General features: G+C 68.6%; 22 protein-coding genes. 6 read left to right on the top strand and 16 right to left on the bottom strand.

Annotation, left to right across the window (positions count from 1 at the left end):
- Positions 1-88: 88 nt before the first annotated feature.
- The 8 genes from ruvB to ACFWZ1_RS03535 form a co-directional block, all read right to left on the bottom strand.
- On the bottom strand, positions 89-1,132 hold the full coding sequence (gene ruvB / locus ACFWZ1_RS03570) for a Holliday junction branch migration DNA helicase RuvB (protein ID WP_231323737.1): 1,044 nt from the start codon (positions 1,130-1,132) through the stop codon (positions 89-91).
- A gap of 103 nt (positions 1,133-1,235) precedes the next feature.
- Positions 1,236-3,158 (bottom strand): potassium transporter Kup, encoded by a 1,923-nt coding sequence (locus ACFWZ1_RS03565; RefSeq protein WP_439665465.1) that lies wholly within the window; start codon positions 3,156-3,158, stop codon positions 1,236-1,238.
- 24 nt (positions 3,159-3,182) lie between these two features.
- Positions 3,183-3,782, bottom strand: a complete 600-nt coding sequence (ruvA, locus tag ACFWZ1_RS03560) for a Holliday junction branch migration protein RuvA (protein WP_231323733.1) — start codon at positions 3,780-3,782, stop codon at positions 3,183-3,185.
- Positions 3,779-4,321 carry a crossover junction endodeoxyribonuclease RuvC gene (gene ruvC / locus ACFWZ1_RS03555; protein ID WP_231323731.1) on the bottom strand — a complete coding sequence of 181 codons (543 nt, stop codon included), beginning with the start codon at positions 4,319-4,321 and terminating at the stop codon, positions 3,779-3,781. Before ruvC ends, ruvA begins: the two co-directional genes overlap by 4 nt.
- A 60-nt stretch (positions 4,322-4,381) precedes the next feature.
- The gene (locus ACFWZ1_RS03550; protein ID WP_231323729.1) at positions 4,382-5,104 is read right to left on the bottom strand and encodes a YebC/PmpR family DNA-binding transcriptional regulator; all 723 of its coding nucleotides are present in this window, start codon (positions 5,102-5,104) and stop codon (positions 4,382-4,384) included.
- 103 nt (positions 5,105-5,207) lie between these two features.
- A complete protein-coding gene (locus tag ACFWZ1_RS03545) occupies positions 5,208-5,834 on the bottom strand; it encodes an esterase/lipase family protein (RefSeq protein ID WP_439665464.1) in 627 nt (208 codons plus the stop codon).
- A gap of 90 nt (positions 5,835-5,924) precedes the next feature.
- Complete coding sequence (aspS, locus tag ACFWZ1_RS03540; protein WP_439665463.1) at positions 5,925-7,679, bottom strand: aspartate--tRNA ligase; 1,755 nt, start codon at positions 7,677-7,679, stop codon at positions 5,925-5,927.
- Between the two features lie 100 nt (positions 7,680-7,779).
- Complete coding sequence (locus tag ACFWZ1_RS03535; protein WP_231323723.1) at positions 7,780-8,067, bottom strand: FmdB family zinc ribbon protein; 288 nt, start codon at positions 8,065-8,067, stop codon at positions 7,780-7,782.
- A gap of 245 nt (positions 8,068-8,312) precedes the next feature.
- Between ACFWZ1_RS03535 and ACFWZ1_RS03530 the strand changes: the two genes are divergently transcribed.
- The gene (locus tag ACFWZ1_RS03530) at positions 8,313-10,733 is read left to right on the top strand and encodes a TonB-dependent receptor plug domain-containing protein (protein ID WP_439665462.1); all 2,421 of its coding nucleotides are present in this window, start codon (positions 8,313-8,315) and stop codon (positions 10,731-10,733) included.
- 49 nt (positions 10,734-10,782) lie between these two features.
- Here ACFWZ1_RS03530 and clpB read toward each other — a convergent pair whose 3' ends face one another.
- Positions 10,783-13,374: an ATP-dependent chaperone ClpB gene (gene clpB / locus ACFWZ1_RS03525; RefSeq protein WP_439665461.1), complete on the bottom strand. Its 2,592-nt coding sequence runs from the start codon at positions 13,372-13,374 to the stop codon at positions 10,783-10,785.
- 173 nt (positions 13,375-13,547) lie between these two features.
- Here clpB and ACFWZ1_RS03520 point away from each other — a divergent pair, with 173 nt between their 5' ends.
- Positions 13,548-14,303 carry a lysophospholipid acyltransferase family protein gene (locus ACFWZ1_RS03520; RefSeq protein ID WP_439665460.1) on the top strand — a complete coding sequence of 252 codons (756 nt, stop codon included), beginning with the start codon at positions 13,548-13,550 and terminating at the stop codon, positions 14,301-14,303.
- Here the strand turns inward: ACFWZ1_RS03520 and ACFWZ1_RS03515 are convergent.
- From ACFWZ1_RS03515 to ACFWZ1_RS03505, 3 genes are read right to left on the bottom strand one after another with little or no spacing between them, the layout of a single operon-like run.
- The gene (locus ACFWZ1_RS03515; protein ID WP_439665459.1) at positions 14,272-14,790 is read right to left on the bottom strand and encodes an adenine phosphoribosyltransferase; all 519 of its coding nucleotides are present in this window, start codon (positions 14,788-14,790) and stop codon (positions 14,272-14,274) included. The genes ACFWZ1_RS03520 and ACFWZ1_RS03515 overlap by 32 nt on opposite strands.
- A gap of 39 nt (positions 14,791-14,829) precedes the next feature.
- On the bottom strand, positions 14,830-15,741 hold the full coding sequence (locus tag ACFWZ1_RS03510; protein WP_231323713.1) for a DMT family transporter: 912 nt from the start codon (positions 15,739-15,741) through the stop codon (positions 14,830-14,832).
- A complete protein-coding gene (locus ACFWZ1_RS03505) occupies positions 15,738-16,013 on the bottom strand; it encodes a putative signal transducing protein (protein WP_231323711.1) in 276 nt (91 codons plus the stop codon). The genes ACFWZ1_RS03510 and ACFWZ1_RS03505 overlap by 4 nt, the downstream gene beginning before the upstream one ends.
- 433 nt (positions 16,014-16,446) lie before the next feature.
- Between ACFWZ1_RS03505 and ACFWZ1_RS03500 the strand changes: the two genes are divergently transcribed.
- Genes ACFWZ1_RS03500 through ACFWZ1_RS03490 form a run of 3 tightly spaced genes read left to right on the top strand, consistent with a single transcriptional unit; the run spans position 16,447 to position 19,482 of the window.
- Positions 16,447-18,213: a glutamine--tRNA ligase/YqeY domain fusion protein gene (locus tag ACFWZ1_RS03500; protein WP_439665458.1), complete on the top strand. Its 1,767-nt coding sequence runs from the start codon at positions 16,447-16,449 to the stop codon at positions 18,211-18,213.
- 4 nt (positions 18,214-18,217) lie between these two features.
- Positions 18,218-18,778 (top strand): nucleoside deaminase, encoded by a 561-nt coding sequence (locus ACFWZ1_RS03495; protein ID WP_231325862.1) that lies wholly within the window; start codon positions 18,218-18,220, stop codon positions 18,776-18,778.
- On the top strand, positions 18,775-19,482 hold the full coding sequence (locus tag ACFWZ1_RS03490; protein WP_231323705.1) for a TVP38/TMEM64 family protein: 708 nt from the start codon (positions 18,775-18,777) through the stop codon (positions 19,480-19,482). Before ACFWZ1_RS03495 ends, ACFWZ1_RS03490 begins: the two co-directional genes overlap by 4 nt.
- Before the next feature lie 43 nt (positions 19,483-19,525).
- On the opposite strand, the gene ACFWZ1_RS03485 is transcribed toward ACFWZ1_RS03490, so the two are convergent.
- From ACFWZ1_RS03485 to lptF, 4 genes are all read right to left on the bottom strand, one after another.
- On the bottom strand, positions 19,526-20,194 hold the full coding sequence (locus ACFWZ1_RS03485; protein ID WP_439665457.1) for an HAD family hydrolase: 669 nt from the start codon (positions 20,192-20,194) through the stop codon (positions 19,526-19,528).
- Positions 20,191-20,658 carry an OsmC family protein gene (locus ACFWZ1_RS03480; RefSeq protein ID WP_439665456.1) on the bottom strand — a complete coding sequence of 156 codons (468 nt, stop codon included), beginning with the start codon at positions 20,656-20,658 and terminating at the stop codon, positions 20,191-20,193. Before ACFWZ1_RS03480 ends, ACFWZ1_RS03485 begins: the two co-directional genes overlap by 4 nt.
- A gap of 98 nt (positions 20,659-20,756) precedes the next feature.
- The gene (gene lptG / locus ACFWZ1_RS03475; RefSeq protein ID WP_439665455.1) at positions 20,757-21,854 is read right to left on the bottom strand and encodes an LPS export ABC transporter permease LptG; all 1,098 of its coding nucleotides are present in this window, start codon (positions 21,852-21,854) and stop codon (positions 20,757-20,759) included.
- Entirely contained in the window at positions 21,854-22,966 is a 1,113-nt protein-coding gene (lptF, locus tag ACFWZ1_RS03470; protein ID WP_231323697.1) for an LPS export ABC transporter permease LptF, read from the bottom strand. The genes lptG and lptF overlap by 1 nt, the downstream gene beginning before the upstream one ends.
- Positions 22,967-23,057: 91 nt before the next feature.
- On the opposite strand from lptF, the gene ACFWZ1_RS03465 reads away from it, so the two are divergent.
- Positions 23,058-24,551 carry a leucyl aminopeptidase gene (locus ACFWZ1_RS03465; protein WP_439665454.1) on the top strand — a complete coding sequence of 498 codons (1,494 nt, stop codon included), beginning with the start codon at positions 23,058-23,060 and terminating at the stop codon, positions 24,549-24,551.
- The last annotated feature ends 2 nt before the right edge of the window (positions 24,552-24,553 follow it).

Raw genomic sequence — 24,553 nt, 5'->3', positions numbered from 1 at the left:
ACAGCTCGCGTTTTGCGGAAGCCCCGAGCATGCGTGTTGCCGCCGCCAGGTTCAAACCGGCTTGTCAGGAGCGCGCTTCAACAGCAGGTCAGACTTCGCCGCCGTCGAACATGTCGCCCACCAGCGCCTGCCGCGGTGGCGGGTTGCGGCCCAGGTGGCGCCAGGCCCTGGGCGAGGCCATCCGGCCGCGCGCGGTACGGATGAGGAAACCCTGCTGGATGAGGTAGGGCTCCACCACGTCTTCCAGCGTGCCGCGGTCTTCGGACAATGCGGCGGCCAGCGATTCGACGCCGACCGGACCGCCATCGAAATTCTCGATGATGGTGGCAAGCAGGCGCCGATCGAGGTCGTCGAAACCTTCGGCATCGACTTTCAGCATGGTCATCGCCGCCTGCGCGGCAGCCAGCGTGATCTTCCCGCCGGCGCGCACTTCGGCGTAGTCGCGCACACGGCGCAGCAGACGGTTGGCGATGCGCGGCGTGCCGCGGGATCGGCGGGCAATCTCCTGCGCGCCCTCGATCTCGCAATCGATCGCCATGATGCGCGCCGAACGGCGCACGATTGCGGTGAGCTCGTCGGGCGAATAGAACTCCAGCCGCTGCACGATGCCGAAGCGGTCGCGCAAAGGCGCCGTAAGCAGGCCGGCACGCGTGGTGGCGCCGATCAGGGTGAACGGCGGCAGGTCCAGCTTGATCGAGCGCGCGGCCGGGCCCTCGCCGATCATGATGTCGATCTGGAAGTCCTCCATCGCCGGATACAGCACTTCCTCCACCACCGGCGAGAGGCGGTGGATCTCGTCGACGAACAGCACGTCGTTCTTTTCGAGGTTCGTCAGCAATGCCGCCAGGTCGCCCGCACGCTCGAGCACCGGACCGGAGGTGGAGCGGACGTTGACGCCCAGTTCGTTGGCGATGACGTGGGAGAGCGTGGTCTTGCCCAGGCCCGGCGGGCCGAAGATCAGCACGTGGTCCAGCGCCCCGCCGCGCTTCCTGGCAGCCTCGATGTAGATCGACAGTTGCTCGCGCACCGCCTGCTGGCCGAGGTATTCGTCCAGGCGCCTCGGGCGGATGGAGGCTTCCAGCGCCTCGTCGTCGAGATGGGCGGCGGAGGTGATGATGCGGGCTTCGGTCATGCAGCCATTATGGCAGGGCCGCAAAAGGCCCGTAGGGTGGGCTACAGCCCACCTTTCATCTCGCGGGAACCGGCGGTGGGCTGGAGCCGCCCACGCCTTCCCGCTAGATCTCCACCTGCGCGCCCAGTTCGATCAGGCGGTTGCCCGGAATCTGGAAGAACGCCGTGGCCGGCAACGCGTTGCGGGCGAGGAAGGCGAACAGCTTGTCGCGCCACAACGCCATGCCAGGGCGGCGCGCGTCCGCGACGATCGTCTCGCGCGAGAGGAAGAAGGTCGTATCCATCAGGTCGAAGGTCAGCCCTTCCCGCCCGCACAGCGACAGCGCGTGCGGAATGTTCGGATCCTCGGCGAAACCGAAGCGCAGCTCCAGCCCGAAGAAGCCGCCTTCCATCGGCGTGATCTCGATGCGCTCGTCCGCATCGGCCACCGGCGTCTCCAGGATCTGCACGGTAAGCATCACGTTGCGCTCGTGCAGGACCTTGTTGTGCTTGAGGTTGTGCAGGAGCGCGTGCGGCACCGCGTACTGGTTGGCGGTGAGGAACACCGCCGTGCCGGGCACCCGCAGCGGCGGATGCTCGGCCATGTTCTCGATGAACGGCGCAAGCGCCAGCCCGCCTTGCTTGATCTCGCGCACCACCAGTTCGCGGCCGCGGCGCCAGGTAGTCATCACCGCGAACAGGAACAGCCCCAATACCAGCGGGAACCAGCCGCCGTCGGGGATCTTGAGCGTGTTGGCGCCAAAGAAGGAGAGATCCACGCACAACAGGCCGATGGTCAGCGGGATCACCGCGGCCAGGCTCCAGTTCCAGCGGCGCCAGGCCACCAGCATCACCAGCAGCGTGTCGATTGCCATGGTGCCGGTCACCGCGATGCCGTAGGCGCCGCCCAAGGCCTTGGACGAGCCGAAGCCGACCACGGTCAGGATCACCATCACCATCAGCGCGCGGTTGACCCACGGCAGGAAGATATGGCCGATCGCCTCGCGCGAAGTCTGCACCACCTGCATGCGCGGCACGAAGCCGAGCTGGATCGCCTGCCGGGTGACCGAGAATGCACCGGAGATCACCGCCTGCGAGGCGATCACCGCCGCCGCGGTGGCCAGCACGATCATCGGGTAGCCGGCCCAGTCCGGCACGGCGTGGAAGAAGGGATTGACCGCCGCCTGCGGTTCGTGCAGCAGCAGCGCGCCCTGGCCGTAGTAGTTGAGCAACAGCGACGGCAGCACGAAGAAGAACCAGGCCGCGCGGATCGGGAAACGGCCGAAGTGGCCCATGTCCGTATACAGCGCCTCGGCGCCGGTCACGCATAGCACCACCGCGCCCAGAGCCACGAAGGAGATCACGCCATGCGAGGCGAAGAAGCGCACCGCGTACCAGGGCGAGAGCGCCTTGAGTACCTCCGGCGCCTGGATGATGTTCCACACGCCGATCACCGCCAGGGCGAGGAACCATACGACCATCACCGGCCCGAACAGCGCACCCACCTTTGCCGTGCCGTGCTTCTGCAGCCAGAACAGGAACAACAGCACCAGCACCGCCAGCGGCACGACCCAATGCTCCAGCGAGGGAGCCATCACCTCGAGACCTTCCACGGCCGAGAGCACCGAAATCGACGGCGTGATCACGCCGTCGCCGAAGAACAGCGCGGCGCCGAGCAACGCCATCAACATCACGATCCGCCGCGCCATGGGCGAGCCGCCGACCGCGCGCTGGGCCAACGTCATCAGCGCCATGATGCCGCCTTCGCCGCGGTTGTCCGCGCGCATCACCAGCGTGACGTACTTGATGGCCACCACGATGATCAGCGCCCAGGTGACCAGCGAGAGCACGCCCAGCACGGTGCTTTCGGACGGGTGAAGGCCGTACTCGGGGCGGAACACTTCGGCCAGCGTGTACAGCGGGCTGGTGCCGATGTCGCCGAACACCACCCCGACGGCGCCCAGGATCAGCGCGGCCTTGGTGCCGTGCAGCTTTTCGTCGCCGCCGGACTCGACCGGCGGCGGCGTGTTACGGGTTGCGTCGTTCATGTCTCTCGCTCATGCCACCGGGCCTCATTGACCCAGCGCGGCGCGCAGCGCCTTGCGGATGATCGCCTCGGCGTCGTCGCCCTCGGCGGCAACTTTCTGCACCAGACGTGTGACTTCGGCAGGTTTGTAGCCCAGCTGCTGCAAGGCCACGGTGGCCTCGCCGGCGGGATCCAGCGGAGCACCGCCGCCCTTGCCCGCAAGACCGGGCAACGCTGCGCCCAGGCCTTCGACCCGGTCGCGCAGCTCGACCACGATGCGCTCGGCCGTCTTCTTGCCGATACCCGGGATCTTGGTCAGTGCCACCACGTCGCCGGCCTGCACCAGCCGCGCGAAGTCGGCGGTGGAAACGCCCGACAGCACGGCCAGCGAGATCTTCGCGCCGATGCCGGACACCTTCTGCAGGTTGCGGAACAGGGCGCGCTCGTCCTCGCGCAGGAAGCCGTACAGCGCGACGCTGTCCTCCTTCACCGCGTAGTGGGTGAGCAGGGTGACTTCCTTGCCGGTCTGCGGCAGGTCGTAGATGGTCGACATCGGCGCTTCCAGCTCGTAGCCGACGCCGCCGACTTCCACCAACAGCCACGGCGGCTGCTTGGAAACCAGCATGCCGCGCAGTCGTCCGATCATCGCCTTCTCCATGCCGTACGGGGAATGCCCACGCGCGCGAGGCTCGCGCGCGTGTGCGCATGGGTCACCGCGATCGCCAGCGCGTCGGCCGCGTCCGGCTGCAACGGGCCCTTCAGGCCGAGCAGGATGCCAACCATGTGCTGCACCTGGGTCTTGTCGCCGCGGCCGCTGCCGACCACGGCCTGCTTGATCTCGGTGGGCGCGTATTCGTGCACCGCCAGCCCTTTGGCCGCCACCGCGCAGATCGCCGCGCCGCGTGCCTGGCCGAGCTTCAGCGCCGAATCGGGATTGCGCGCCATGAACACCCGCTCGATGCCGCACTCGGCCGGCTGGTGAGCCTCGATGATGGCGGCCAGCCCGTCAAAGATGCGTTTCAGGCGCAGCGGAAAGGTTTCCTCGTCGGCCACGGCCAATGCGCCGTGGTGCACGTGCGTGAGCTTGCCTGCCGCATCGACGTCGATGATCCCGAAGCCGGTGCGCTGGCTGCCGGGGTCGATACCGAGGATGCGGCACGCCGACGGTTCGGACCGGATGTTCATGCTGGACACGGGTGCGTTCACGCGCAGGGCCGGCCGCGTACGCGCGCGCCGGCCGGTCCGTCAGCCATCGGCCGGCAGCAGGGCGTTGTGATAGACCTCGCTCACGTCGTCGAGCGCGTCGAGGCGCTCGAGCAGGTCGGTGAGCGGTTCGAGCACGTCCTCGGGCACCGCCACGCGGTTGTTCGCGCGCATGCCCACGCCGGCGTGCAGCGACTCCAGGCCGGCATCGGCCAGCGCCTGCTGCACCGATTCGAAGTTTTCCGGCGTGCAGATCACGATGCTTTCGCCGTGCTCGTTGATCACGTCGTCGGCACCGGCTTCCAGCGCCGCTTCCAGCACTTTCTCCTCGGCCGCCTCGTTACCGCCGGTGGCGAAGGTGAGTTCGCCGCAACGGGTGAACTGGAAGGCCACCGAACCGGAGGTGCCCAGGTTGCCGCCGTGCTTGGTCAGCGCGTGGCGGACGTCGGCGACAGTGCGGGTGGGGTTGTCGGTGAAGCACTCGATGATCATCGCCACGCCGCCGGGGCCGTAGCCCTCGTAGCGCAGCTCCTCACCGGCGCCCTCGGCACCCGAGCCACGCTTGATCGCGCGCTCGATGGTGTCCTTGGTCATGTTGGCCGACAGCGCCTTGTCCACCGCCGCGCGCAGGCGCGGGTTGGCGGCAGGGTCGGCCACGCCGGCGCGGGTGGCGACGGTGATTTCGCGGATCAGCTTGGTGAACACCTTGGCGCGCTTGGCGTCTTCGGCATTCTTGCGGCCTTCGATGGACGGGCCTCTACCCATGGCGGGAAAACCTGAACAATGGACAAGCGGGCGATTTTACTCCAACCCGTGCCGCAGCCGACAAATCCCCGTACCGCCGTGTGGTCGCGCGCCGAAGGCGCTCCTACGGGGAAGCGAATCGCCCGTTCTGCAGGAAGTGCACCACTTGTTGGGCGGCATCGGCCGACAGCACCAGGCCGGTGTGGCTGGTTTCGACCACGCAATGGTCGGTGAGGCCCGCCAGCCGCGTTTCGGCGACGGCGACCGTGCCATCGTGCTCGCCTTCCATGTGCGTGAGCATGGCGCCCAGGCCGATCGGCACGCGGCCGGCGATCACGCCCACCTCGCGCTCGCCGTCCCAGCGCTCCATGCCGTGCTCGAGCAATTCACGGTTATGCCCCAGCAGGGCCTCGCCGCCCTGCCCGAAACCGGCGAAACCGCGAGCCGCGGCGCTGCCCTGCAGCGGGGAACCCAGGCAAACGATCCGCCCCGGCGGCAGGTCGACCGCTTCGCGGCAGGCCTGCAGCGCCAACAAGCCGCCCAGGCTGTGGCCAACCAGATGTACCGGGCCGGGTGCGTAACGCTGCATGCGCAGGTGCAGGCGCTCGACGATGCGCTCCTGCGAGGACACCACGCTCATGTAGTCGAAGCGGTCGACCGCGAAGCCCGCGTCGGCCATCCGCTTGTGCAGCAGGCCCAGCGCAAAGCCGCGCATCCACAGGCCGTGCAGCAGGATGATCTGGTCGGGCATGGCGCGGCCTGTCGTAGGGTGGGCTTCAGCCCACCTTGGGGCGTGCGGCGGGGTGGCAAGGTGGGCCGAGGCCCACCCTGCGGGTACCGGTCAGCCGGCGACCTTGACGTGCAGTTCCTTGAGCTGCGCCTCGGCCACGGCCGAGGGAGCGTCGGTCATCAGGTCCTGCGCGCTGGTGGTCTTGGGGAAGGCGATCACGTCGCGGATCGACTCGGTGCCCGCCATCAGCGCGGCGATGCGGTCGATGCCGAAGGCCAGGCCGCCGTGCGGGGGCGCGCCGAACTTCAACGCCTTGAGCAGGAAGCCGAACTTCGCCTCGGCCTCCTCCGCGCCGATGCCGAGCAGTTCGAACACCGCGCTCTGCATCTCCGGGCGGTGGATACGGATCGAGCCACCACCGATCTCGTTGCCGTTGAGCACCATGTCGTAGCCACGGCTGACCGCAGTGGCGGCGTTGGCCTTGAGGTCGGCGATGTCGTCGACCTTCGGCGCGGTGAACGGATGATGCAGGGCGACGTAGCGCTGCTCTTCGTCGTCGTACTCGAACATCGGGAAGTCGGTGACCCACAGCGGCTTCCAGCCCGCCTCGACCAGGCCGCGGTCCTTGCCGACCTTCAGGCGCAACGCGCCCATGAAGTCGGTGACGGCCTTCCACTTGCCGGCGCCGATGAAGACGATGTCGCCGGTCTGCGCGCCGGTGGCGGCGAGCACCGCCTCAAGCGCCGTGTCGTCCAGGAACTTGGCGACCGGCGAGCTGACACCCTCGCGACCCTTGGCGCGATCCTCGACCTTGATCCAGGCCAGGCCCCTGGCGCCGTAGCGCGCGACGTACTCGGTCAGGCCGTCGATGTCCTTGCGCGAGAGCGCCGTACCGCCGGGCACGCGCAACGCGGCCACGCGGCCCGCCGGATCGTTGGCCGGTTCGGCGAACACCTTGAACTCCACGCCCTTCAGCGCGTCGGCCACGTCGACCAGCTCCAGCGCGATGCGCAGGTCCGGCTTGTCCGAACCGTAGCGGCGCATGGCTTCGGCATAGGTCATGCGCGGGAACGTGGCATCCAGCTCGACGTCCACCACTTCCTTGAACACATGGCGGATCAGCCCCTCGACGAAGTCCTGCACGTCCTGCTCCTGGACGAACGCGAACTCCAGGTCGAGCTGGGTGAACTCCGGCTGGCGGTCGGCGCGCAGGTCTTCGTCGCGGAAGCAGCGGGCGATCTGGTAGTAGCGGTCGAAGCCGGCCATCATCAGGATCTGCTTGAACAGCTGCGGCGACTGCGGCAGCGCGTAGAACTGGCCCGGATGCACGCGGCTGGGCACCAGGTAGTCGCGCGCGCCCTCGGGCGTGGCCTTGGTCAGGATCGGCGTCTCGATGTCCTGGAAGCCGCGCGCGTCGAGATAGCGGCGCAGCGCCTGCACCAGCTTGATGCGCCGGCGCATCATCGTCTGCATCTCCGGGCGGCGCAGGTCGAGGTAGCGGTAGGTCATCCGCAGGTCCTCGTTGGGGTTCTCGTGCATCGCGAAGGGCAGGTCCTTCGCCGCGTTGAGCACCTCGACCGTGTCGGCCACCAGTTCCACGGTGCCGGTCTTGAGCTTGTCGTTGATGGACAAGCGCTTGCGGATCGTGCCGGTGACCTTCAGGCAGTACTCGTTGCCAACCTCGCCCGCCACCGCGAACGCATCGGCGTTCTCGCGCTCGACCACCACCTGCGCGATACCTTCATGGTCGCGCAGGTCGATGAAGGCGACGTGGCTCTGCAGGCGGATCGTGTTGAGCCAGCCGCACAGGGTGACGGTCTGGCCGACCAGCGACTCGTCGATGAGGCCGCAGTAGTGCGTGCGCATAGGAAGGAAAACTCCGGGACTGGTGCCGATGAGGCGGGCGAACGGGCGATTTTAGCATCCGCGCTGGCCGCACATCCGCTCCCACGGAATGTTCGCCAGGTCAGTCCCCGCTTGCGGCTGGCTTGCTCTCGGCAGCCGCGGCGGGTGCGGGCGCCGCGGCCGGCTTGGCCTCGGCATCACCGGCCAGGTTGCGCTTCTTGTCGCCGTCTTTCTTGAAATCGGTCTCGTACCAGCCGCTACCGGCCAGCCGGAACGAAGGTGCGCTCACCTTGCGCTGCACCCGCGGCGCCTCGCACGAGGGGCACGCCGAGGGGTCCGGATCGGACAGCTTCTGCAGGCGATCGAAACGGTGCCCGCACTGGGCACACTCGAATTCGTAGATAGGCATGGATGACAAACTCCGGGCACGCGGCCCCGTGAAACGCTGGTGCGCATTATCGAGTCGCCGGTCGCGATTTCAATGGTGCGTGCCTTGGCGCGACCCATCGCCGGGAGTAGCCTGCCCCTCAGCCGCGCATGGCCCCCTCGCGATACCCACGCCTGCGCGCGCATCTTCGCTGGACGTTGCTTCCCGTCCGCCGATCCCGATGCCGGCATCGACCGCGCATCGCCCGCACCGCTACAGGAGTTGCCGTGAACCGTCCCTGCCTCTTTCCCCGACTCGCGCTGCTGCCGGCGGCGCTGTTGCTCGCCTGCTCCGCGCACGCCCAGAATGCCAACGACGCGGCGCAGAAGGCCAAGAACCTCGGCACCGTGATCGTCACCGGCACGCGCGCCGACAACCGCACCGAAAGCAGTTCGCTCACGCCTGTCGACGTGGTGTCGGCCCAATTGCTCAAGCAGACCGGCACCACCGAACTCTCCACCGCGCTGGCGCGGGTGATTCCCTCGCTCACCTTTCCGCGCCCGTCCGCCGCCGACACCGCCGACTCGCAGCGCCCCGCGCAGCTGCGCGGCCTCTCGCCCGACCAGGTGCTCGTGCTGGTCGACGGCAAGCGCTGGCACCCGGGCGCGATCATCCTGACCAACGGCGTGCTGGGCCGCGGCTCGCAGGCGGTGGATCTCAACACCATCCCGATCGATGCCATCGACCATATCGAGGTGCTGCGCGACGGCGCCTCGGCACAGTACGGCTCCGACGCCATCGCCGGCGTGATCAACATCGTGCTGAAAAAGGGCGCCGAAGGCGGCGACGTGGCGGTGTCGGGCGGCCAGTATTCGGCCGGCGACGGGCGCAAGTGGCAGGGTTCGGCCAACGCCGGCATTCCGCTGTCCGACGCGGGCTTCATCCGCTTCACCGCCCAGGCCGGCCACCAGGACTACACCAACCGCGCCGGCCCCAACCGCACCCGCCCGCAGGAAGGCGTCACCCAGCGCTACGGCGACCCCGAAGTGACCGACCGCAACCTGATGCTCAACGGTCAGTACGACCTCGGCGGCGCGCAGTTGTACGCGTTCGGCCACTACGGCAAGCGCGACTCCGTGTCGCCGGCGTTCTTCCGCAACCTGGACAACGCCAACGCCGTACCCTCGCTCTACCCCAACGGCTATCTGCCACTGGAAAACGCCAAGGCCACCGATCGCTCGCTGGTGGTGGGCATCCGCGGCAAGACCGACGGCGGCTGGCGCTGGGACGTTTCCGGCAATTACGGCGGGAACCGTGTTTCGTACGCCACCTTCAATACGCTCAACCGGGCCTACCTCAACGACTTCGGCAGCACGCCGACGCGTTTCCACGACGGCATCCTGGACGCCGCGCAGCAGTCGCTGGACGTGGACATCGCCAAGGACCTGTCGGTGGGCTGGCTGCCCAATGACGTGACGCTCGCCTTCGGCGCGGAGTACCTGCGCCAGAGCTACCAGATCCGGGCGGGCGACCTGCCCTCCTACTACACCGGCACCTCCGGCTTCTCCGGCGGCGCGCAGGGCTTCGGCGGCTACCAGCCGGCCAACGCCGGCTCGCACCAACGGCACGACGTGGCCGAGTACGTCAGCCTGGAAACCAACCTCACCGATCGCCTGGGCACCTCGCTGGCGGTGCGCCACGAGGACTACTCCGACTTCGGCACCACCACCTCCGGCGCGCTGGCGGGCCGCTTCGACTTCACCGACAGCTTCGCCCTGCGCGGCAGCGCCTCGACCGGCTTCCGCGCGCCGTCGCTGGCGCAGCAGTACTACTCGTACACCTCCTCGCTCTATTTCGGCGAGGGCAACTCGCTGGGCCTCCCGGCGGGCATCTACAACACCGGCCTGGTGTCCTCCACCAGCGCCATCGCCACGCTGCTGGGCGGCGAACCGCTCAAGCCGGAGAAGTCGCGCAACCTGACCTTCGGCGCCGTGTGGAGCCCGGCCGACGGGCTGGACCTGAGCGCGGACATCTACCAGATCAAGATCCGCGACCGCGTCACGCTCTCCAGCACGATCTCGACGACCTCGCCCGCGGTGCGCGACTACCTGGCCGCCAACGGCATTACCAACACCAACTTCAGCGGCATTTCCTACTTCACCAATGCGGTGGACACGCGCACGCGCGGCATCGACCTGGTCGCCAGCTACCTGTTCGACGTGGGTGACGGCGCCTCGCTGCACACCACCGTCAGCTTCAACTACAACAAGAACGAAGTAACCGACGTGCGGCCCAACCCGGCGGTGCTCGATGCCCTGGGCGTGAGCTTCAAGCGCATCGACAGGCGCGACCAGTACGGCCTGCTGGCCGACACCACGCCGCGCAGCAAACTGATCTTCAACTGGCTCTACACCAACGGCCGCTGGAGCCTGGACAGCACGCTGACCCGCTACGGTGGCTTCACCTCGTACAACTCGACCGACCCGACGCTGGACCAGCGCTTCGACTCGAAGTGGCTGTTCGACCTGGCGCTCAACTATTCGATGGATCGCTGGATGTTCACGGTGGGCGCGGACAACCTGTTCGACAGCTATCCGGACCGGGTCATCGAGGCCAGCGACAACAACGGCGCGATGCCTTACAGCGTGTTCTCGCCATTCGGGTTCAACGGGGCCTACGTGTACGGGAAGGTGCGCTACAGCTGGTAGCGGCTCGGGACGGCTCCCCTCCCCGCCGTGGAGAGGGAGCCAGCCGGCGTCAGGCAGCCTTGAAGGCCAGGCGTCCACCCTCGGCATCCACGTGGATCGTGGTGCCGGGTGAGAAGCGTCCCTCCAGGATCTCCCTCGCCAACGGGTTCTCGAGCTGCTGCTGGATCGCCCGCTTGAGCGGACGGGCGCCGTACACCGGATCGAAGCCCACGTTGCCCAGCAATGCCAGCGCGTCGTCGCCGATCTCCAGCTTGAGGTCGCGCTCGGCCAGCCGCTTCTCCAGATACGCCAGCTGGATCTTCGCGATCGCGCGGATCTGGTCCTTCTCCAGCGGCCGGAACACCACAAGCTCGTCCAGGCGGTTGATGAACTCGGGGCGGAAGTGCGCCTGCACCACGCCCATCACCGCCGCCTTCATCTTGGTGTACTGCTCTTCCGGATCGCCACCCGTTTCGGCCGCGTCCTGGATCATCTGCGAACCCAGGTTGGAGGTCATCACGATGACGGTGTTGCGGAAGTCCACCGTGCGGCCCTGGCCGTCGGTGAGGCGGCCATCGTCCAGCACCTGCAGCAGGATGTTGAACACGTCCGGGTGGGCCTTCTCCACTTCGTCCAGCAGGATCACCGCGTAGGGGCGGCGACGCACCGCCTCGGTGAGATAGCCGCCCTCCTCGTAGCCGACATAGCCCGGGGGCGCGCCGATCAGGCGGGCGACGGAGTGCTTCTCCATGAACTCGCTCATGTCGATGCGCACCATCGCTTCGGACGTGTCGAACAGGAATTCGGCCAGCGCCTTGCACAGCTCCGTCTTGCCCACGCCGGTCGGACCCAGGAACAGGAACGAACCGTACGGGCGGTTCGGATCGGACAAGCCCGCTCGCGCGCGGCGGATCGCATCGGATACCGCCCGCACCGCCTCGTCCTGGCCGACCACGCGCTTGTGCAGCGCGCCTTCCATCTGCAGCAGTTTCTCGCGCTCGCCCTCGAGCATCTTGCTGACCGGAATGCCGGTCCAGCGCGACACCACCTCGGCGATTTCCTCGTCGGTGACCCGGTCCTGCACCAGCTTGAATTCCTGCTGCTCGGCGGCCTGCGCGGCGGCAAGCTGCTTTTCCAGTTCCGGCAGCTGGCCGTACTGGATCTCGCTCATGCGGGCGTAATCCTGCCGGCGCTGGGCCGATTCGAGTTCCACGCGTGCCGCCTCGATCTGCTCCTTGATCTTAGTCGCGCCCTGAAGCGCGGCCTTCTCGGATTTCCATACCTCGTTCAAATCGGAGAACTCGCGCTCGAGTTTCTCGATGTCGCTTTCCAGGTCCGCCAGGCGCTTCTTGGAGGCCTCGTCGGTCTCCTTCTTGAGCATCTCGCGCTGGATCTTCAGCTGCGTGAGGCGGCGCTCCAGGCGGTCGAGCTCCTCCGGCTTGGAGTCGATCTCCATGCGGATGCGCGAGGCCGCCTCGTCCATCAGGTCTATCGCCTTGTCCGGCAGCTGGCGGTCGGTGATGTAGCGGTTGGAGAGCGTGGCGGCCGCGACGATCGCCGGATCGGTGATCTCCACGCCGTGGTGCACGGCGTAGCGCTCCTTCAACCCGCGCAGGATGGCGATGGTGTCCTCCACGCTCGGCTCGCCCACGAACACCTTCTGGAAGCGTCGCTCCAGCGCGGCGTCCTTCTCGATGTACTTGCGGTACTCGTCCAGCGTGGTGGCGCCAATGCAGTGCAGCTCGCCGCGGGCCAGCGCGGGCTTGAGCATGTTGCCCGCATCCATCGCGCCCTCGGCCTTGCCGGCGCCGACCATGGTGTGCAGCTCGTCGATGAACAGGATCACCCGGCCTTCCTGCTTGGCGAGGTCGTTGAGCACGGCTTTGAGGCGCTCCTCGAACTCGCCGCGGAACTTGGCGCCGGCGATCAGCGAACCCATGTCCAGCGCCAGCACGCGGCGGTCGCGCAGGCCCTCCGGCACCTCGCCCTTGACGATGCGTTGGGCCAAGCCCTCGACGATGGCGGTCTTGCCCACGCCCGGCTCGCCGATAAGCACCGGATTGTTCTTGGTGCGCCGCTGCAGTACCTGGATAGTGCGGCGTATCTCCTCGTCGCGACCGATCACCGGATCGAGCTTGCCGCTCTCGGCGCGCGAGGTCAGGTCGACGCAGTACTTCTCCAGCGCCTGGCGCTGGTCCTCGGCGTTCTCGCTCTGCACCTTCTCGCCCCCGCGGACCTTGTCGATCGCCGCTTCCAGGTTGGCCTTGGTGGCGCCGGCGGCCTTCAGCGCCGCGCCGACCTCGCCCTTGTCCTCCAGCGCCGCCAGCACGAACAGCTCGCTGGCGATGAACTGGTCGCCACGCTGCTGCGCCAGCTTGTCGGTGAGGTTGAGCAGGCGCGTCAGGTCGTTGCCCACGCTGATGTTGCCCTCCTGCCCGCGCACCTGCGGCAGGCGGCCGAGGATCTCGCCGACGCGCTCGCGCAGCGCCGGCACGTTGACGTGCGCCTGGGTCAGCAGCGGTGCGGTCGACCCGCCCTGCTGGTCCAGCAGCGCCGCCATCACGTGCGCCGGCTCCAGAATGTTGTTGTCGCGTCCCACCGCCAGCGACTGCGCGTCGGCCAGCGCCTCCTGGAAACGCGAGGTGAGTTTGTCCATCCGCATGATGTGGATCCTTCGAATGCACAGGCGGCCCCGCCGCGATGCGCTTGAGATAGGGGCGTCGCAGCGGCCTTCAAGACGATCGGCACCGTCTGTTCGACGCAGGGGTCTGACCCGTATCATTTTCGGCCCCGCCTGCAGGGACGCCCTGTGATGAAACCTTCCGGATTGCGTGTATGAGCCGCCTGGCCTGGGCGCTGTTCAACACGCTGCAACTGCTTTTCACCCTGCTCTGGACTGCCGGCTGGATCTGCCTGGCGCTGCTGGTGCGCCTGCTGAGCGGTGGGCGTCACTGGCCGCTGCGGATGGCCTCGCGCTGTTGGGCGCCCGGGCTGCTGCGCGGCGCCGGCGCACGGCTGGAGGTACACGGGATGGAGCGGATCGACTGGTCGCAGCCGCACGTGTTCGTGGCCAACCATCAGTCGATGATCGACATCTGCGCCCTGTTCCGGGCCTTGCCGGTGCCGGTGCGCTTCGTGCTCAAGCAGGAGTTGGCGAAGGTGCCGTTCGTGGGCTGGTACGCGCGGGCGATGGGCATGGTGTTCATCGAGCGCGGCAGCGCGCGCAGTTCGGCGCGGCGGTTGCACGCGGCGGTGGACCTGCTGCGCGATGGCGCCAGCGTATGCGCCTTCCCCGAAGGCACGCGCGGTCGTGGCCGTGTGGGCCCGTTCAAGGGCGGGGCCTTCCAGTTGGCGATCGAGGCGGGCGTCCGGGTGGTGCCGGTGGCGATCGAAGGCAGCGGCGGGGTGTTGCCGGCGGCCGGATTTCGCGTGCGGCCGGGGCGCATCGTGGTGCGTCTGGGCGAGCCACTGGCCACGCAGGGCCTGGTGCCGCACGAGCGCAACGTGTTGGCCGGACAGGCCCGCGACGCGGTGATCGCCTTGCTGGAAGGCCGACCGCTCAGTAGCGCAGCAATGCGTGCAGCGGCGTAGCGCCCTTCCAACGCGCCCTGCCTCCCAGCGCCTCCAGTTCGATCACCACGCCGGCACCCACCAGTTCGACGCCGAGCCGATCCAGTAGCGCCTGCGCCGCCGCCAGCGTGCCGCCGGTGGCAAGCACGTCATCGACCAGCAGCGCCCGCTCGCCGCGGGCCAGTGCGTCGGCGCGCACCTCCAGGCGGTCGTGCCCGTATTCGAGCGCGTAATCGACGCCCACCACGGGCGGCGGCAGTTTGCCCGGCTTGCGCAAGGGCACGAAGCCGGCATTGAGTTTCTGCGCCAGCGCGGCGCCAAAGATGAAGCCGCGCGACTCGATCCCGCACACGGCGCGCACGCCCTCGCCCAGCCAGGGCGCGGCCAGCGCATCGATACAGCGCGCGAAGGCGCCCGCATCGGCCAGCAGCGGCGTGACGTCGCGGAAGACGACGCCCGGCTGCGGGAAGTCGGGCATAGCGCGGATGAGGTTTTCGAAGTCGTGCATTGCGTGGTCCGTGTGAGGAAACCCCCTGAGGAGCGTCGCCTATTTCCGCCGGGCGCCGCGCAAGGTTCCCAGCAGGATGCCGGCCAACGCCAGCGCCAACCCCACCCAGTCGCCCGCGCCGGTCGGGCGCCTGAACAACAGCACGTCCAGCACGAACGCCAGCGCCGGTTGCAGCAGCAACAACAGTCCCACCATCGAGGCAGGCAACAGCGGCATCGCGCGCACCATCAGCAACCAGGCCACCACCTGCCCAAAGAAACCCAACGCCAGCAACGCGCTCCAGCTGCGCGCCGTGACCAGCGCGAAGGTGTCCCGCTCGAACGCGCCCCATGCCAGGAGCAACAACGCGCTCAGCAGGCTCATCAAGCCCAGGAACTGCGCCGCCGACAGGGCGGTGTGCCCGGACAGCGCCCGCCGGAAGCTGAGCAGATACAGCGTGTAGGCCACACCGCTGGCCAGCCCGAACCACACGCCCAGCCGATGCCGCGCGTCGAACAGCGCCCAGTGCGCGCCGACCAGCAACCAAAGGCCCGCGAGCGCCACCACCAGGCCCGGCGCGAACCACCGTCCCAGCCGCTCGCGATAGACCCACCAGCCGACCAGCGCCATCAGGAACACCTGGAAGTTGGTCAGCAACGTAGCCACGCCGGGCCCGACCCAGAGGATGGAGCGGTGCCAGAAGACCAGGTCCAGCGAGAACCCCAGCGCCGGCAGCAAGGCCAGCCCGAGGTCGCGCCAGCCGATGCGCACCCAGCGCCGCGTCAGCGCCACCCAGCCGAGCAGCATCGCGCCGCCGAACAGCATGCGATAGAAGGCCGAGACCGTCGGGGCCACCTGCGCCAGCACCACGAAGATGCTGGTGGTGGACAGCAACATCGCGCCGAGCGCCATGCGGCCGACCGCCGCCGGCGGCGCCGCTGGCACCGCGGTCGCGGGAGCCTGTGCGGTCACGGCGTGTCGGTCGCCAGCTGCGCGTCGCCGTCCCAGTCGTCGATCGACGCGCGCGCCTCGGCCAGTTGCGCTTCGATCCGACGCACCACCGCGTCGGCGGCTTCGGCGGAGGACTCGGGCACCATCACCGCGACATAGTCGAGCGCCGGCAACTGGCCCACCGCACCGGTCAGGTACTCGCCGGAGACGAACGCGGGAATCTCCTCGCGTTCCAGCGCATCCTTCACCAGATGGGCGTCGATCAGGCTTTCGGCTCGGTAGGCGATGCGCATGCGGCCACGCTACTGCGCGCCCTGCAGGCCGGCAAGCCCGGCCCGTGAAGGCTCGGACCCCGATCTCCCGCGGGCCGGTTCGTCCAGGTAGCCGTCGCGGTCCCGCGCCTGGCACAACGGAGCGTTTTCGCAAGGAGCATTCGGATGGGATCGACGCGCCGCTCCGGCTATTCCCTGGCCCCGCCCACGTGGCGCGCAAGCCTCGTCGATAGGGCCGGAAGGCCGGCCGTTGTCGTCGCAGGTAATGAGTCGGGGCGAATTTTTCCTGGTTGCCGCCTTCGCCAGAAAGAAAGCGCGCAGTCGAGCGCCGCTGTCCGTGCGCCGATTGTAGAGGGCGGGCCCGTCCGTGACGCCCTGCCGCACCATCCGCGGGGAGATGCGCAACTCAGGGTAAACTCCCCTGTTTCCGCCCGTACCTGCCCGAGCCGCACCGATGTCCAGCGAGAACACCGCCGCCGAACCCGCCAGCCACGACAACACGCCGCGGACCGACGTGCAGCGGGATTTCGTGCGCCAGATCATTCGCGAGGACCTCGCCAGCGGCAAGCACACCGCGATCCGCACACGCTTCCCGCCCGAGCCCAACGGCTACCTGCACATCGGCCACGCCAAGGCGATCTGCCTGAACTTCGGCATCGCGCGCGAGTTCGGCGGCTGGTGCAACCTGCGCCTGGACGACACCAACCCGGGCAAGGAAGACCCCGAGTTCGTCGCCGGAATCAAGGACGACGTGCGCTGGCTGGGCTATGAGTGGCACGACCTGCGCCACGCGTCGGATTACTTCGACGTGTTCTACCGCGCCGCGCTCAAGCTGATCGAGGACGGCAAGGCCTATGTCGACGACCTTTCCGCCGATGAGGTGCGCGAGTACCGCGGCACGTTGACCGAGCCGGGCCGCAACTCGCCGTATCGCGAGCGTTCGATCGAGGAGAACCTCGACCTGTTCCGGCGCATGCGCGCGGGCGAGTTCGCCGACGGCAGCAAGACGCTGCGCGCGAAGATCGACATGGCCTCGGGCAACATCAACCTGCGCGACCCGGCGCTCTACCGTATCCGCAAGGTTGCGCACCAGAACACCGGCGACGCCTGGCCGATCTACCCGATGTACGACTTCGCCCACGCGCTATCCGACGCGATGGAAGGCATCACCCACTCGCTGTGCACGCTGGAGTTCGAGGACCACCGCCCGCTCTACGACTGGTGCGTGGACAACGTCGACCTGACCGCGCATCCGCAGCTGTGGCAGTCGGTCGTCGACGCCGGGCTCGAGGCCAAGCCCGCCAAGCCGCGCCAGATCGAGTTCTCGCGCCTGAACCTGTCCTACTGCATCACCAGCAAGCGCAAGCTCGCGCAGCTGGTGAACGAAGGCCTGGTCGACGGCTGGGACGACCCGCGCATGAACACCCTGCGCGGCCTGCGCCGCCGCGGCTTCACGCCGGCCGGCCTGCGTCTGCTGATCGAGCGCCTCGGCATCAGCAAGCAGAACAGCGTGATCGACTACGCGATCCTCGAGAACTGCGTGCGCGAGGACCTGGACGCGACCGCGCCGCGGCGCATGGCCGTGCTCGACCCGCTCAAGCTGACCATCACCAACCTGCCCGGCAACCACGAGGAAACCCTGCGGTTCGCCAACCATCCGAAGGACGAGGGCTTCGGCACGCGCGAGGTGCCGTTCGCCAGCACCGTGTGGATCGAGCGCGAGGATTTCGCCGAAGTCCCGCCGAAGGGCTTCAAGCGCCTCGTCCCTGGTGGCGAGGTGCGCCTGCGCGGCGTGGGTATCGTCAAGTGCGAGGAAGTGGTCAAGGACGCCGCCGGCGACGTCATCGAGCTACTTTGCACGCTCGACCCGGAGACGCGCGCCGGCCTGCCGGGCGCCGACCGCAAGGTCAAGGGCACCATCCACTGGGTCAGCGCGCGCCACGCGGTCGCCGCCGAGGTGCGCATGTACGACCGCCTGTTCGACGCGGCGGCGCCGGATGACGAGAGCGATGGCAAGAGCTGGATCGAGCACATCAACCCGGACGCCAAGCGCATCGGCCGCGGCTGGCTCGAGCCGGCGGCGGCGAACGCCGAACCGGAACAGCGCTTCCAGTTCGAGCGGCTGGGCTACTTCGTCGCCGACCGCCTCGACCATCGCCCGAACGCGCCGGTGTTCAACCGCACGGTGACGCTGCGCGACACCTGGGCCAAGCAGGCCTGACGTGCTGCTGCCGCTGCAACTGCATCTCACCCTGCCGCCCTGGGTCGGCGAAGTCGCGGATACGGGCCGGCGCTACCTCACCGATGAGGAACGCGTGGGCCTGGCGATCGAACTGGCGCGCCAGAACGTCAAGCGCAGCCACGGCGGACCGTTCGGCGCGGCAGTGTTCCACGAGGACGGCCGCCTGGTTTCCGCCGGCATCAACCGGGTCGTGCCGCAGACCTGCTCGGTGGCGCACGCGGAAATGATGGCCTACATGCTCGCCCAGCAGCGCCTGTCGAGCTTTCGCCTCAACGCGGGCGACAACGGCCGCTTCATCCTGGCCACCAGCGCGCAGCCGTGCTGCCAGTGCTATGGCGCCACCGTGTGGGCCGGCATCGACGAGCTGCTGATCGGGGCACGCGCCGAGGACGTCGAGTCGCTCACCACCTTCGACGAAGGCCCGCTGCCGGCCGACTGGATCAGCCAGCTCGAACGCCGCGGCGTCGCCGTGCGCCGCGATATCCTGCGCGAGCAGGCCCGCACGGTGCTCGCCGAGTACGGCCAGGGCGGAGCGCACTATTGAGCCGGCTGCGCGCCGCCTTGCCGTTGCTGCTGCTGGTGGTCGCCGGCGTGGTGCTGTTCGCCTCGGGCGCGCTGGACCGGCTCAATCCCGAGCAACTGGTCGCGCACCAGGGTGAACTGCACGCCCAGATCGCGAGCCACCCCTGGCTCAGCCGGCTGGCCTACATCGGCCTGCTGACGCTGGCTATGGCGACCGGTATCCCCGGCACGGTCATCATCATTTTCGCCGGCGGGTTTGCCTTCGGCGTGGTCGAGGGCACCACCTGGTCGTCGATCGGCCTGACCCTCGGTTCGCTGATCCTGTTCCTGGCCAGCCGCTACGCCTTCGGCGCGGGTAGCCGCCATCCGCCGGCGCTGGTGGCGCGACTGCATCATGGCTTCGAGCAGCACCCCGTGAGCTACACGCTGTTCCTGCGCTTCGTGCCGGTCGCGCCGTTCGGCCTGATCACCGTCTGCCTCGCGTGGCTGCGCTGCCCGATGTGGCTGTTCCTCGGCACCACGTGGCTGGGTGGAACCGTGGCGCTGATCTTCGAAACTTCGATCGGCGCTGGCCTGGGCCACGCGCTGAGGCAAAGTGACCGGATCGGCTTCGGGCTGTTCATGCATCGCGAAGTGCTGCTGCCGCTGGGCGCGATCGCCCTGCTTGCACTGGTGCCGCTGCTGATCGGCCGCCTCACGCGCCACTGGCGCCAGCCGGAAGGCTAGACGCCAGCGCGACCACGGATGGCCGTCGCGCCCGAGGGCGCTCCTACACGGCGTTGGGGACTCGCTCGTCCAGCAGGGCAGGCAGGGCGTCCATCGAAGTGAACACGCGATGCGCGCCGGCCTCGCGCAGGCGCACGGCCGGTGTCCGGGCGGCGAACCCCAGCACGCGCATGCCCGCCGCCACGCCGGCGGCGACGCCGGCCGGCGAATCCTCGACCACCACGCAGGCCGCGGGCGCCACGCCCATCCGGCCGGCGGCATGCAGGAACAGGTCCGGCGCCGGCTTGCCGCGCGCCACGTGAGCCGCGCTGAACAGGCGGCCTTCGAAGCGAGGCAGCAGGCCGACCCGGCGCAGGCTGAAACGCATCTTGTCCGGACCGCCGTTGGAGGCGACGCAGTACGGCAGCGCGAGCCCGTCGAGCATCTGCACTACGCCCGGGACCGGCGCGAGTTCTGCCGCCAACGCATCGAACAGCTGCCGGTCGTGTTCGGCCTCGAAGTCGGCCGGCAACGGTCCTCCCAGTCGCTCGACGACGAGCGCAAGGCAATGCGCCATCGTGCGCCCGAGGAACAGCTCGTCCATCTGCGCGTCGTCCAGAACCAGCCCCTGCCCGGCGAGCATCCGCCCGAACACGCGGTTGGCGATCGCTTCGCTGTCCACCAGCACGCCGTCGCAGTCGAAGATCACCAGGCCGGGCGGAGCGGCGTTCATTCGAAGACCGGTTCGCAGCGCACATCGCAGCGCACGGAATGGGCCAGGTAGCAGGTGTCGTGCGCCTGGTGGTGCAGCTGCTCGACCTGTTCGCGGCTGGGCAGGGCGTCGCCGGAAAAATCCACGCGCGGACGCAACAGCACGTCGCGCATGACGGTGCGCCCCTGGTCGTCACGGCCCATGGTGCCGGTCGCCGCATCGCGATAGCTGTCCACACGGAAGCCCTGGCGCGCCGCCAGGTTGAGGAACCACAACATGTGGCAGCTCGCCAGGGAGGCGACGAACGCCTCCTCCGGGTCCACCGCGGACGGGTCGGACATCGGCGCCGGCACCACGTCCGGCGAGGAGGACATCGGAAGCTGTTCCCCGCCATCGAAGCGCGCCATGTGCCGGCGGCTGTAGCGGTTGTCCAGGAAAGGCTGGTCCTCGCGGATCCAGGTCAGCTCGGCAGTGTGCTTGCTCATGTCATGCCCTCTGGTTGCACTGCCCGGACCCTTGCGGGAGCGCATCTGTGCTCGACCGTCATGATCCCGGTCGCGCACGGGTGCGCTCCTGCAGGACGTCAGCTGCGCTTGCGGAAATACAGCCATGCCCCGAGCGCCAGCACTCCCGCGGGCAGCAGGTTGGCCGGCAGCGGCGGCACGCCGTAGATGGTGGCGAAATTCACCAGCGCCTTCTGCAGGAAGTACCAGCCGATCGCCAGCAGGATGCCCACGAAGATGCGCTTGCCCAGCCCGCCCGAGCGCAGAGCGCCGAAGGCGAACGGCATCGCGCACAACACCAGCACCAACGCGTTGAGCGGATACAGCACGCGGCCCCAGAAGGTCACCGCGTAGATGCCGGGGCTCTGCCCGTTGCGCTCCAGGTAGCTCATGTTGCGATAGAGGTCGCGCATGGGCAGGTACTGCGGCTGGGTCACCGACTGCTCGAGCACGCGCGGGTTGAGTTGCGAGTTCCAGCGCTCGCTGGCGCGGGTGGTGGTGCGCGTGCCGTTCGCATCGAGGGTGGTGGTGCGCACGCCCTTGAGGACCCACTGCCGACCGTCGTTCTCCGCCGATTGCGCCCAGTCGAAACGGTTGATCTGGCCATCCGGCGTCAGCGTGAAGACGCGCACGTCCGCCAGCTGCACCACGTTGTGGCCCTGCACCTGCTTGATCAGCGTGGCCTTGGCGTTGACGATGCGCTTGCCGTCGCGCGCCCACAGGCCGGTGCTGCCGGACAGGCCCAGGTGGTTTGCCTTCATGCGCAGCTGGATGGCCTGCGCCTTCTGGTCGCCCCACGGCGCGGCGGTCTCGCCCAGGATGGTCACGCCCACGATCAGCACGGCCACCACGCCTGCCGCCGAGGCGGCGATGCGCAGCCGCGACATGCCGGCGGCGCGCAGCGCGGTCAGCTCGCCGTTGCCGGCGAGGTTGCCGAGCCCCATCAGGCCGCCAATCACCGCGGCGAAGATGAAGTACTCGTACAGCCGCCGCGGCACGGTGACCAGCACGTAGCTGACCGCGTCGAACGTGGTGAACCCGTTGCGCCCCACGAATCCGAGCTGGCGCAGCAGCTGCGTCACCACGTCGAAGCCGGTCAACACCAGCCAGGTGGTCAGCAGCGAACCAAGGACGGTGAGGCCGACCAGCCGGTCGACCCGCTTGATCGTCCAGCCCATCACGCCACCGCCTTGCGCGGGCCGCGCGGCTTGCTGGGAGCGTGCTGCTTCCAGAACAGCCACCCCGCCAGCGCCAGCGCCAGCAGGTGCACCAGCAGCAGCGGCATCGAATTGGCCCAATGTCCCTTGCCGATCTGCGCGCGTCCGAGCGCCAGCAACAGGTAGTAGAAGTAGAAGCCCAGCAGCGCCAGCAGGATGCGCCCGTAGCGCGGTTCGCGCGGGCTCTGTCGCGACAGCGGCAGGGCCAGCATCAGCAGCACGAACGCCATCGGGGGCGCATGGATGCGCCAGGCGAACTCGGCGCGCGCGTCGGGCGACGGCGAGGTGGCCAGCGCCCAGGTGCCCTGGGAGTGGGCGGGATCCTCTTCGTCATCGGCCTTCACGTCGGAGAGCGCCACGTCGTTGCGCGCGTACTGCATGCGCCACCAGTCGTCGCGACCGAGCGGAATCTTGTATTGCCAGCCGTTGCGCAGCGCCATGAAGCGGCCCTCGCCACTGCTCTCCTGGTACAGCTGACCGCCCGCGGCGGTGACCACCTTGAGTTGGCGGACCCCGTCGCTGTCCTCGCTCTCGGTGGCGACGAAGGTCTTGCCCAGCACGCTGCCGTCGCGGCTCAGGCGGTCGACGAAGATGATGCCGCCCTTGCCCGGCAGTTCGGTAAAGCGGCCGGCATCCAGGCCGGCGGCGATCACCGAACGATTGGCCTCGGCCACCAGCGCATCGGCGGTGCGCACGGCCCAGGGTCCGAGCCACAGCGACACCACGCCGGTGACCAGCACGATGATGCCGGCCAGGATCGCCACCGGCTTGAGCAGGCCGCGCGGCCCCATGCCGGAGGAAGCCAGCACGTGCATCTCGCTTTCGCGGTACATGCGTCCCAGCGCCATCATCACGCCGAGGAAGCCGGCCAGTGGCAGCAGGTTGGTCAGGCCATCGAGCGTGCGCAGGCCCAGCACCGGGAACATCACGCTGGCGGGGAAGCTTCCGCCCGCCACTTGCTGCAGGACCTTGGCGAAGGTGGTACCGGTAATGATCGCGACCAGCACGATGGCCGTGGCCGCCACGGTCTGGGCCAGCTCGCGCAGGAAGTATCGGTCGAGGATGCTCAGCATGCGATAGGATTGAAGGTCTCGCACCGCAGGCCGGCGCTAAAGCGCCAAGTCTAGCCGGTCCGCACCTTTCCCGACTCGCAGGACCCACTTCATGACGCTTCAGTTCAGTCTGGTCGCCGCCAGCACCTCGCCCGAAACCGTCGATACGCCCTGCCTGGTGGTGGGCGTCTACGAGAACGGTTTGCTGACCAGCGCCGCCGCCCGCGTGGACGGCGCCGCCGAGGGCGCGATCAAGCGCCAGGTCGAGAGCGGCGACGTCAACGGCAAGGCCGGCAGCGTCAGCGTGCTGTTCGCGCCGGCCGGCGTGGCCGCCCGTCGCGTGCTGGTGGTGGGCCTGGGCGCGCAGAAGAGCTTCGACGCGGCGCGCTTCCAGAAGGTGAACCTCGAAGCGGTCCGCGCGCTGGGCAAGCTCCCGGTCGATTCGGCCGTGTCGTTCCTGACCGAGGTCGAGGTGCCCGGCCGCGACGCCGCCTGGCGCGTGCGCACCGCGGCGCTGGCCGCCGACCACGCGGCCTACCGCTACACCGCTACCTTCAAGCCGCGCGAGAAGAGCGCGCAGCCGGAGCTGAAGTCGGTCGCCTTCGCCGCCGGCGACGAGGCGCAGTCAGGCCTCGACCAGGCGGTGGCCATTGCCGAGGGCGTGCGCTTCGCCCGCGAACTGGCCAACCTGCCGCCGAACATCTGCACGCCCTCCTACATCGCCGCGCGCGCGCAGGCGTTCGCCGAGGCCAGCGAGGGTGTCAGTTGCCGCGTGCTCGACCACGAGGAAATGGAAAAGCTCGGCTTCGGGTCGCTGCTGGCGGTCGGCCGCGGCTCGACGAACAAGCCGCGACTGATCGCGCTTGAGTACAAGGGCGGCACCGCGGGCGACAAGCCCTACGCGTTCGTCGGCAAGGGCATCACCTTCGATTCGGGCGGCCTCAGCCTCAAGCCGGGCGCCGGCATGGAAGAGATGAAGTTCGACATGGGCGGCGCGGCCGGCGTGCTGGGCGCGTTCGTCGCCGCGGTCAACATGGGACTCAAGCTCAACCTGGTCTGCGTGGTGCCCTCGGCCGAGAACATGCCGGACGGTGACAGCTACCGTCCCAGCGACGTGCTCACCAGCCTCTCGGGCCTGACCATCGAGGTGCTCAACACCGACGCCGAGGGTCGCCTGATCCTGTGCGACGCGCTGACCTGGACGGCACAGACCTACCAGCCCAAGGCCATCGTCGATGCCGCCACGCTCACCGGCGCGTGCGTCGTGGCGCTGGGCAAGCACGCCACCGGCCTGATGAGCAAGCACGACGACCTGGCCGCCGAGTTGCTGGATGCCGGCGAGCAGACGCTCGACCGCGCCTGGCGCCTGCCGCTGTGGGACGACTACCAGGTGCAACTGGAATCGGGTTTCGCCGACGTGGCCAACATCGGCGGCAAGAGCGCCGGCGCGATCACCGCCGCCTGCTTCCTGTCGCGCTTCACCGAAGGCCAGCGCTGGGCACACCTGGACATCGCCGGCACCGCATGGGACGAGGGCCGCAAGGGCCTGGCCACCGGCCGCCCGGTGCCGCTGCTGGCGCAGTGGCTGATCGATCGCGCCGGCTGACC

It is taken from the genome of Frateuria sp. GZRe14 (assembly GCF_051900395.1).
Lineage (GTDB): Bacteria > Pseudomonadota > Gammaproteobacteria > Xanthomonadales > Rhodanobacteraceae > Frateuria_A > Frateuria_A edaphi.
This window is presented reverse-complemented; position numbering and strand designations above follow the sequence as displayed.

Coding starts and splice junctions, on each gene's coding strand:
- ACFWZ1_RS03565 (WP_439665465.1), bottom strand. CDS start 3,158: ATGAACGACGCAACCCGTAACACGCCGCCGCCGGTCGAGTCCGGCGGC.
- ACFWZ1_RS03545 (WP_439665464.1), bottom strand. CDS start 5,834: ATGCCCGACCAGATCATCCTGCTGCACGGCCTGTGGATGCGCGGCTTT.
- ACFWZ1_RS03520 (WP_439665460.1), top strand. CDS start 13,548: ATGAGCCGCCTGGCCTGGGCGCTGTTCAACACGCTGCAACTGCTTTTC.
- ACFWZ1_RS03505 (WP_231323711.1), bottom strand. CDS start 16,013: ATGCGCATCGCCTACCGAGCCGAAAGCCTGATCGACGCCCATCTGGTG.
- ACFWZ1_RS03465 (WP_439665454.1), top strand. CDS start 23,058: ATGACGCTTCAGTTCAGTCTGGTCGCCGCCAGCACCTCGCCCGAAACC.
- ruvB (WP_231323737.1), bottom strand. CDS start 1,132: ATGACCGAAGCCCGCATCATCACCTCCGCCGCCCATCTCGACGACGAG.
- ACFWZ1_RS03485 (WP_439665457.1), bottom strand. CDS start 20,194: ATGAACGCCGCTCCGCCCGGCCTGGTGATCTTCGACTGCGACGGCGTG.
- lptF (WP_231323697.1), bottom strand. CDS start 22,966: ATGCTGAGCATCCTCGACCGATACTTCCTGCGCGAGCTGGCCCAGACC.
- ACFWZ1_RS03535 (WP_231323723.1), bottom strand. CDS start 8,067: ATGCCTATCTACGAATTCGAGTGTGCCCAGTGCGGGCACCGTTTCGAT.
- lptG (WP_439665455.1), bottom strand. CDS start 21,854: ATGGGCTGGACGATCAAGCGGGTCGACCGGCTGGTCGGCCTCACCGTC.
- ruvA (WP_231323733.1), bottom strand. CDS start 3,782: ATGATCGGACGACTGCGCGGCATGCTGGTTTCCAAGCAGCCGCCGTGG.
- ruvC (WP_231323731.1), bottom strand. CDS start 4,321: ATGAACATCCGGTCCGAACCGTCGGCGTGCCGCATCCTCGGTATCGAC.
- ACFWZ1_RS03550 (WP_231323729.1), bottom strand. CDS start 5,104: ATGGGTAGAGGCCCGTCCATCGAAGGCCGCAAGAATGCCGAAGACGCC.
- clpB (WP_439665461.1), bottom strand. CDS start 13,374: ATGCGGATGGACAAACTCACCTCGCGTTTCCAGGAGGCGCTGGCCGAC.
- ACFWZ1_RS03480 (WP_439665456.1), bottom strand. CDS start 20,658: ATGAGCAAGCACACTGCCGAGCTGACCTGGATCCGCGAGGACCAGCCT.
- aspS (WP_439665463.1), bottom strand. CDS start 7,679: ATGCGCACGCACTACTGCGGCCTCATCGACGAGTCGCTGGTCGGCCAG.
- ACFWZ1_RS03515 (WP_439665459.1), bottom strand. CDS start 14,790: ATGCACGACTTCGAAAACCTCATCCGCGCTATGCCCGACTTCCCGCAG.
- ACFWZ1_RS03500 (WP_439665458.1), top strand. CDS start 16,447: ATGTCCAGCGAGAACACCGCCGCCGAACCCGCCAGCCACGACAACACG.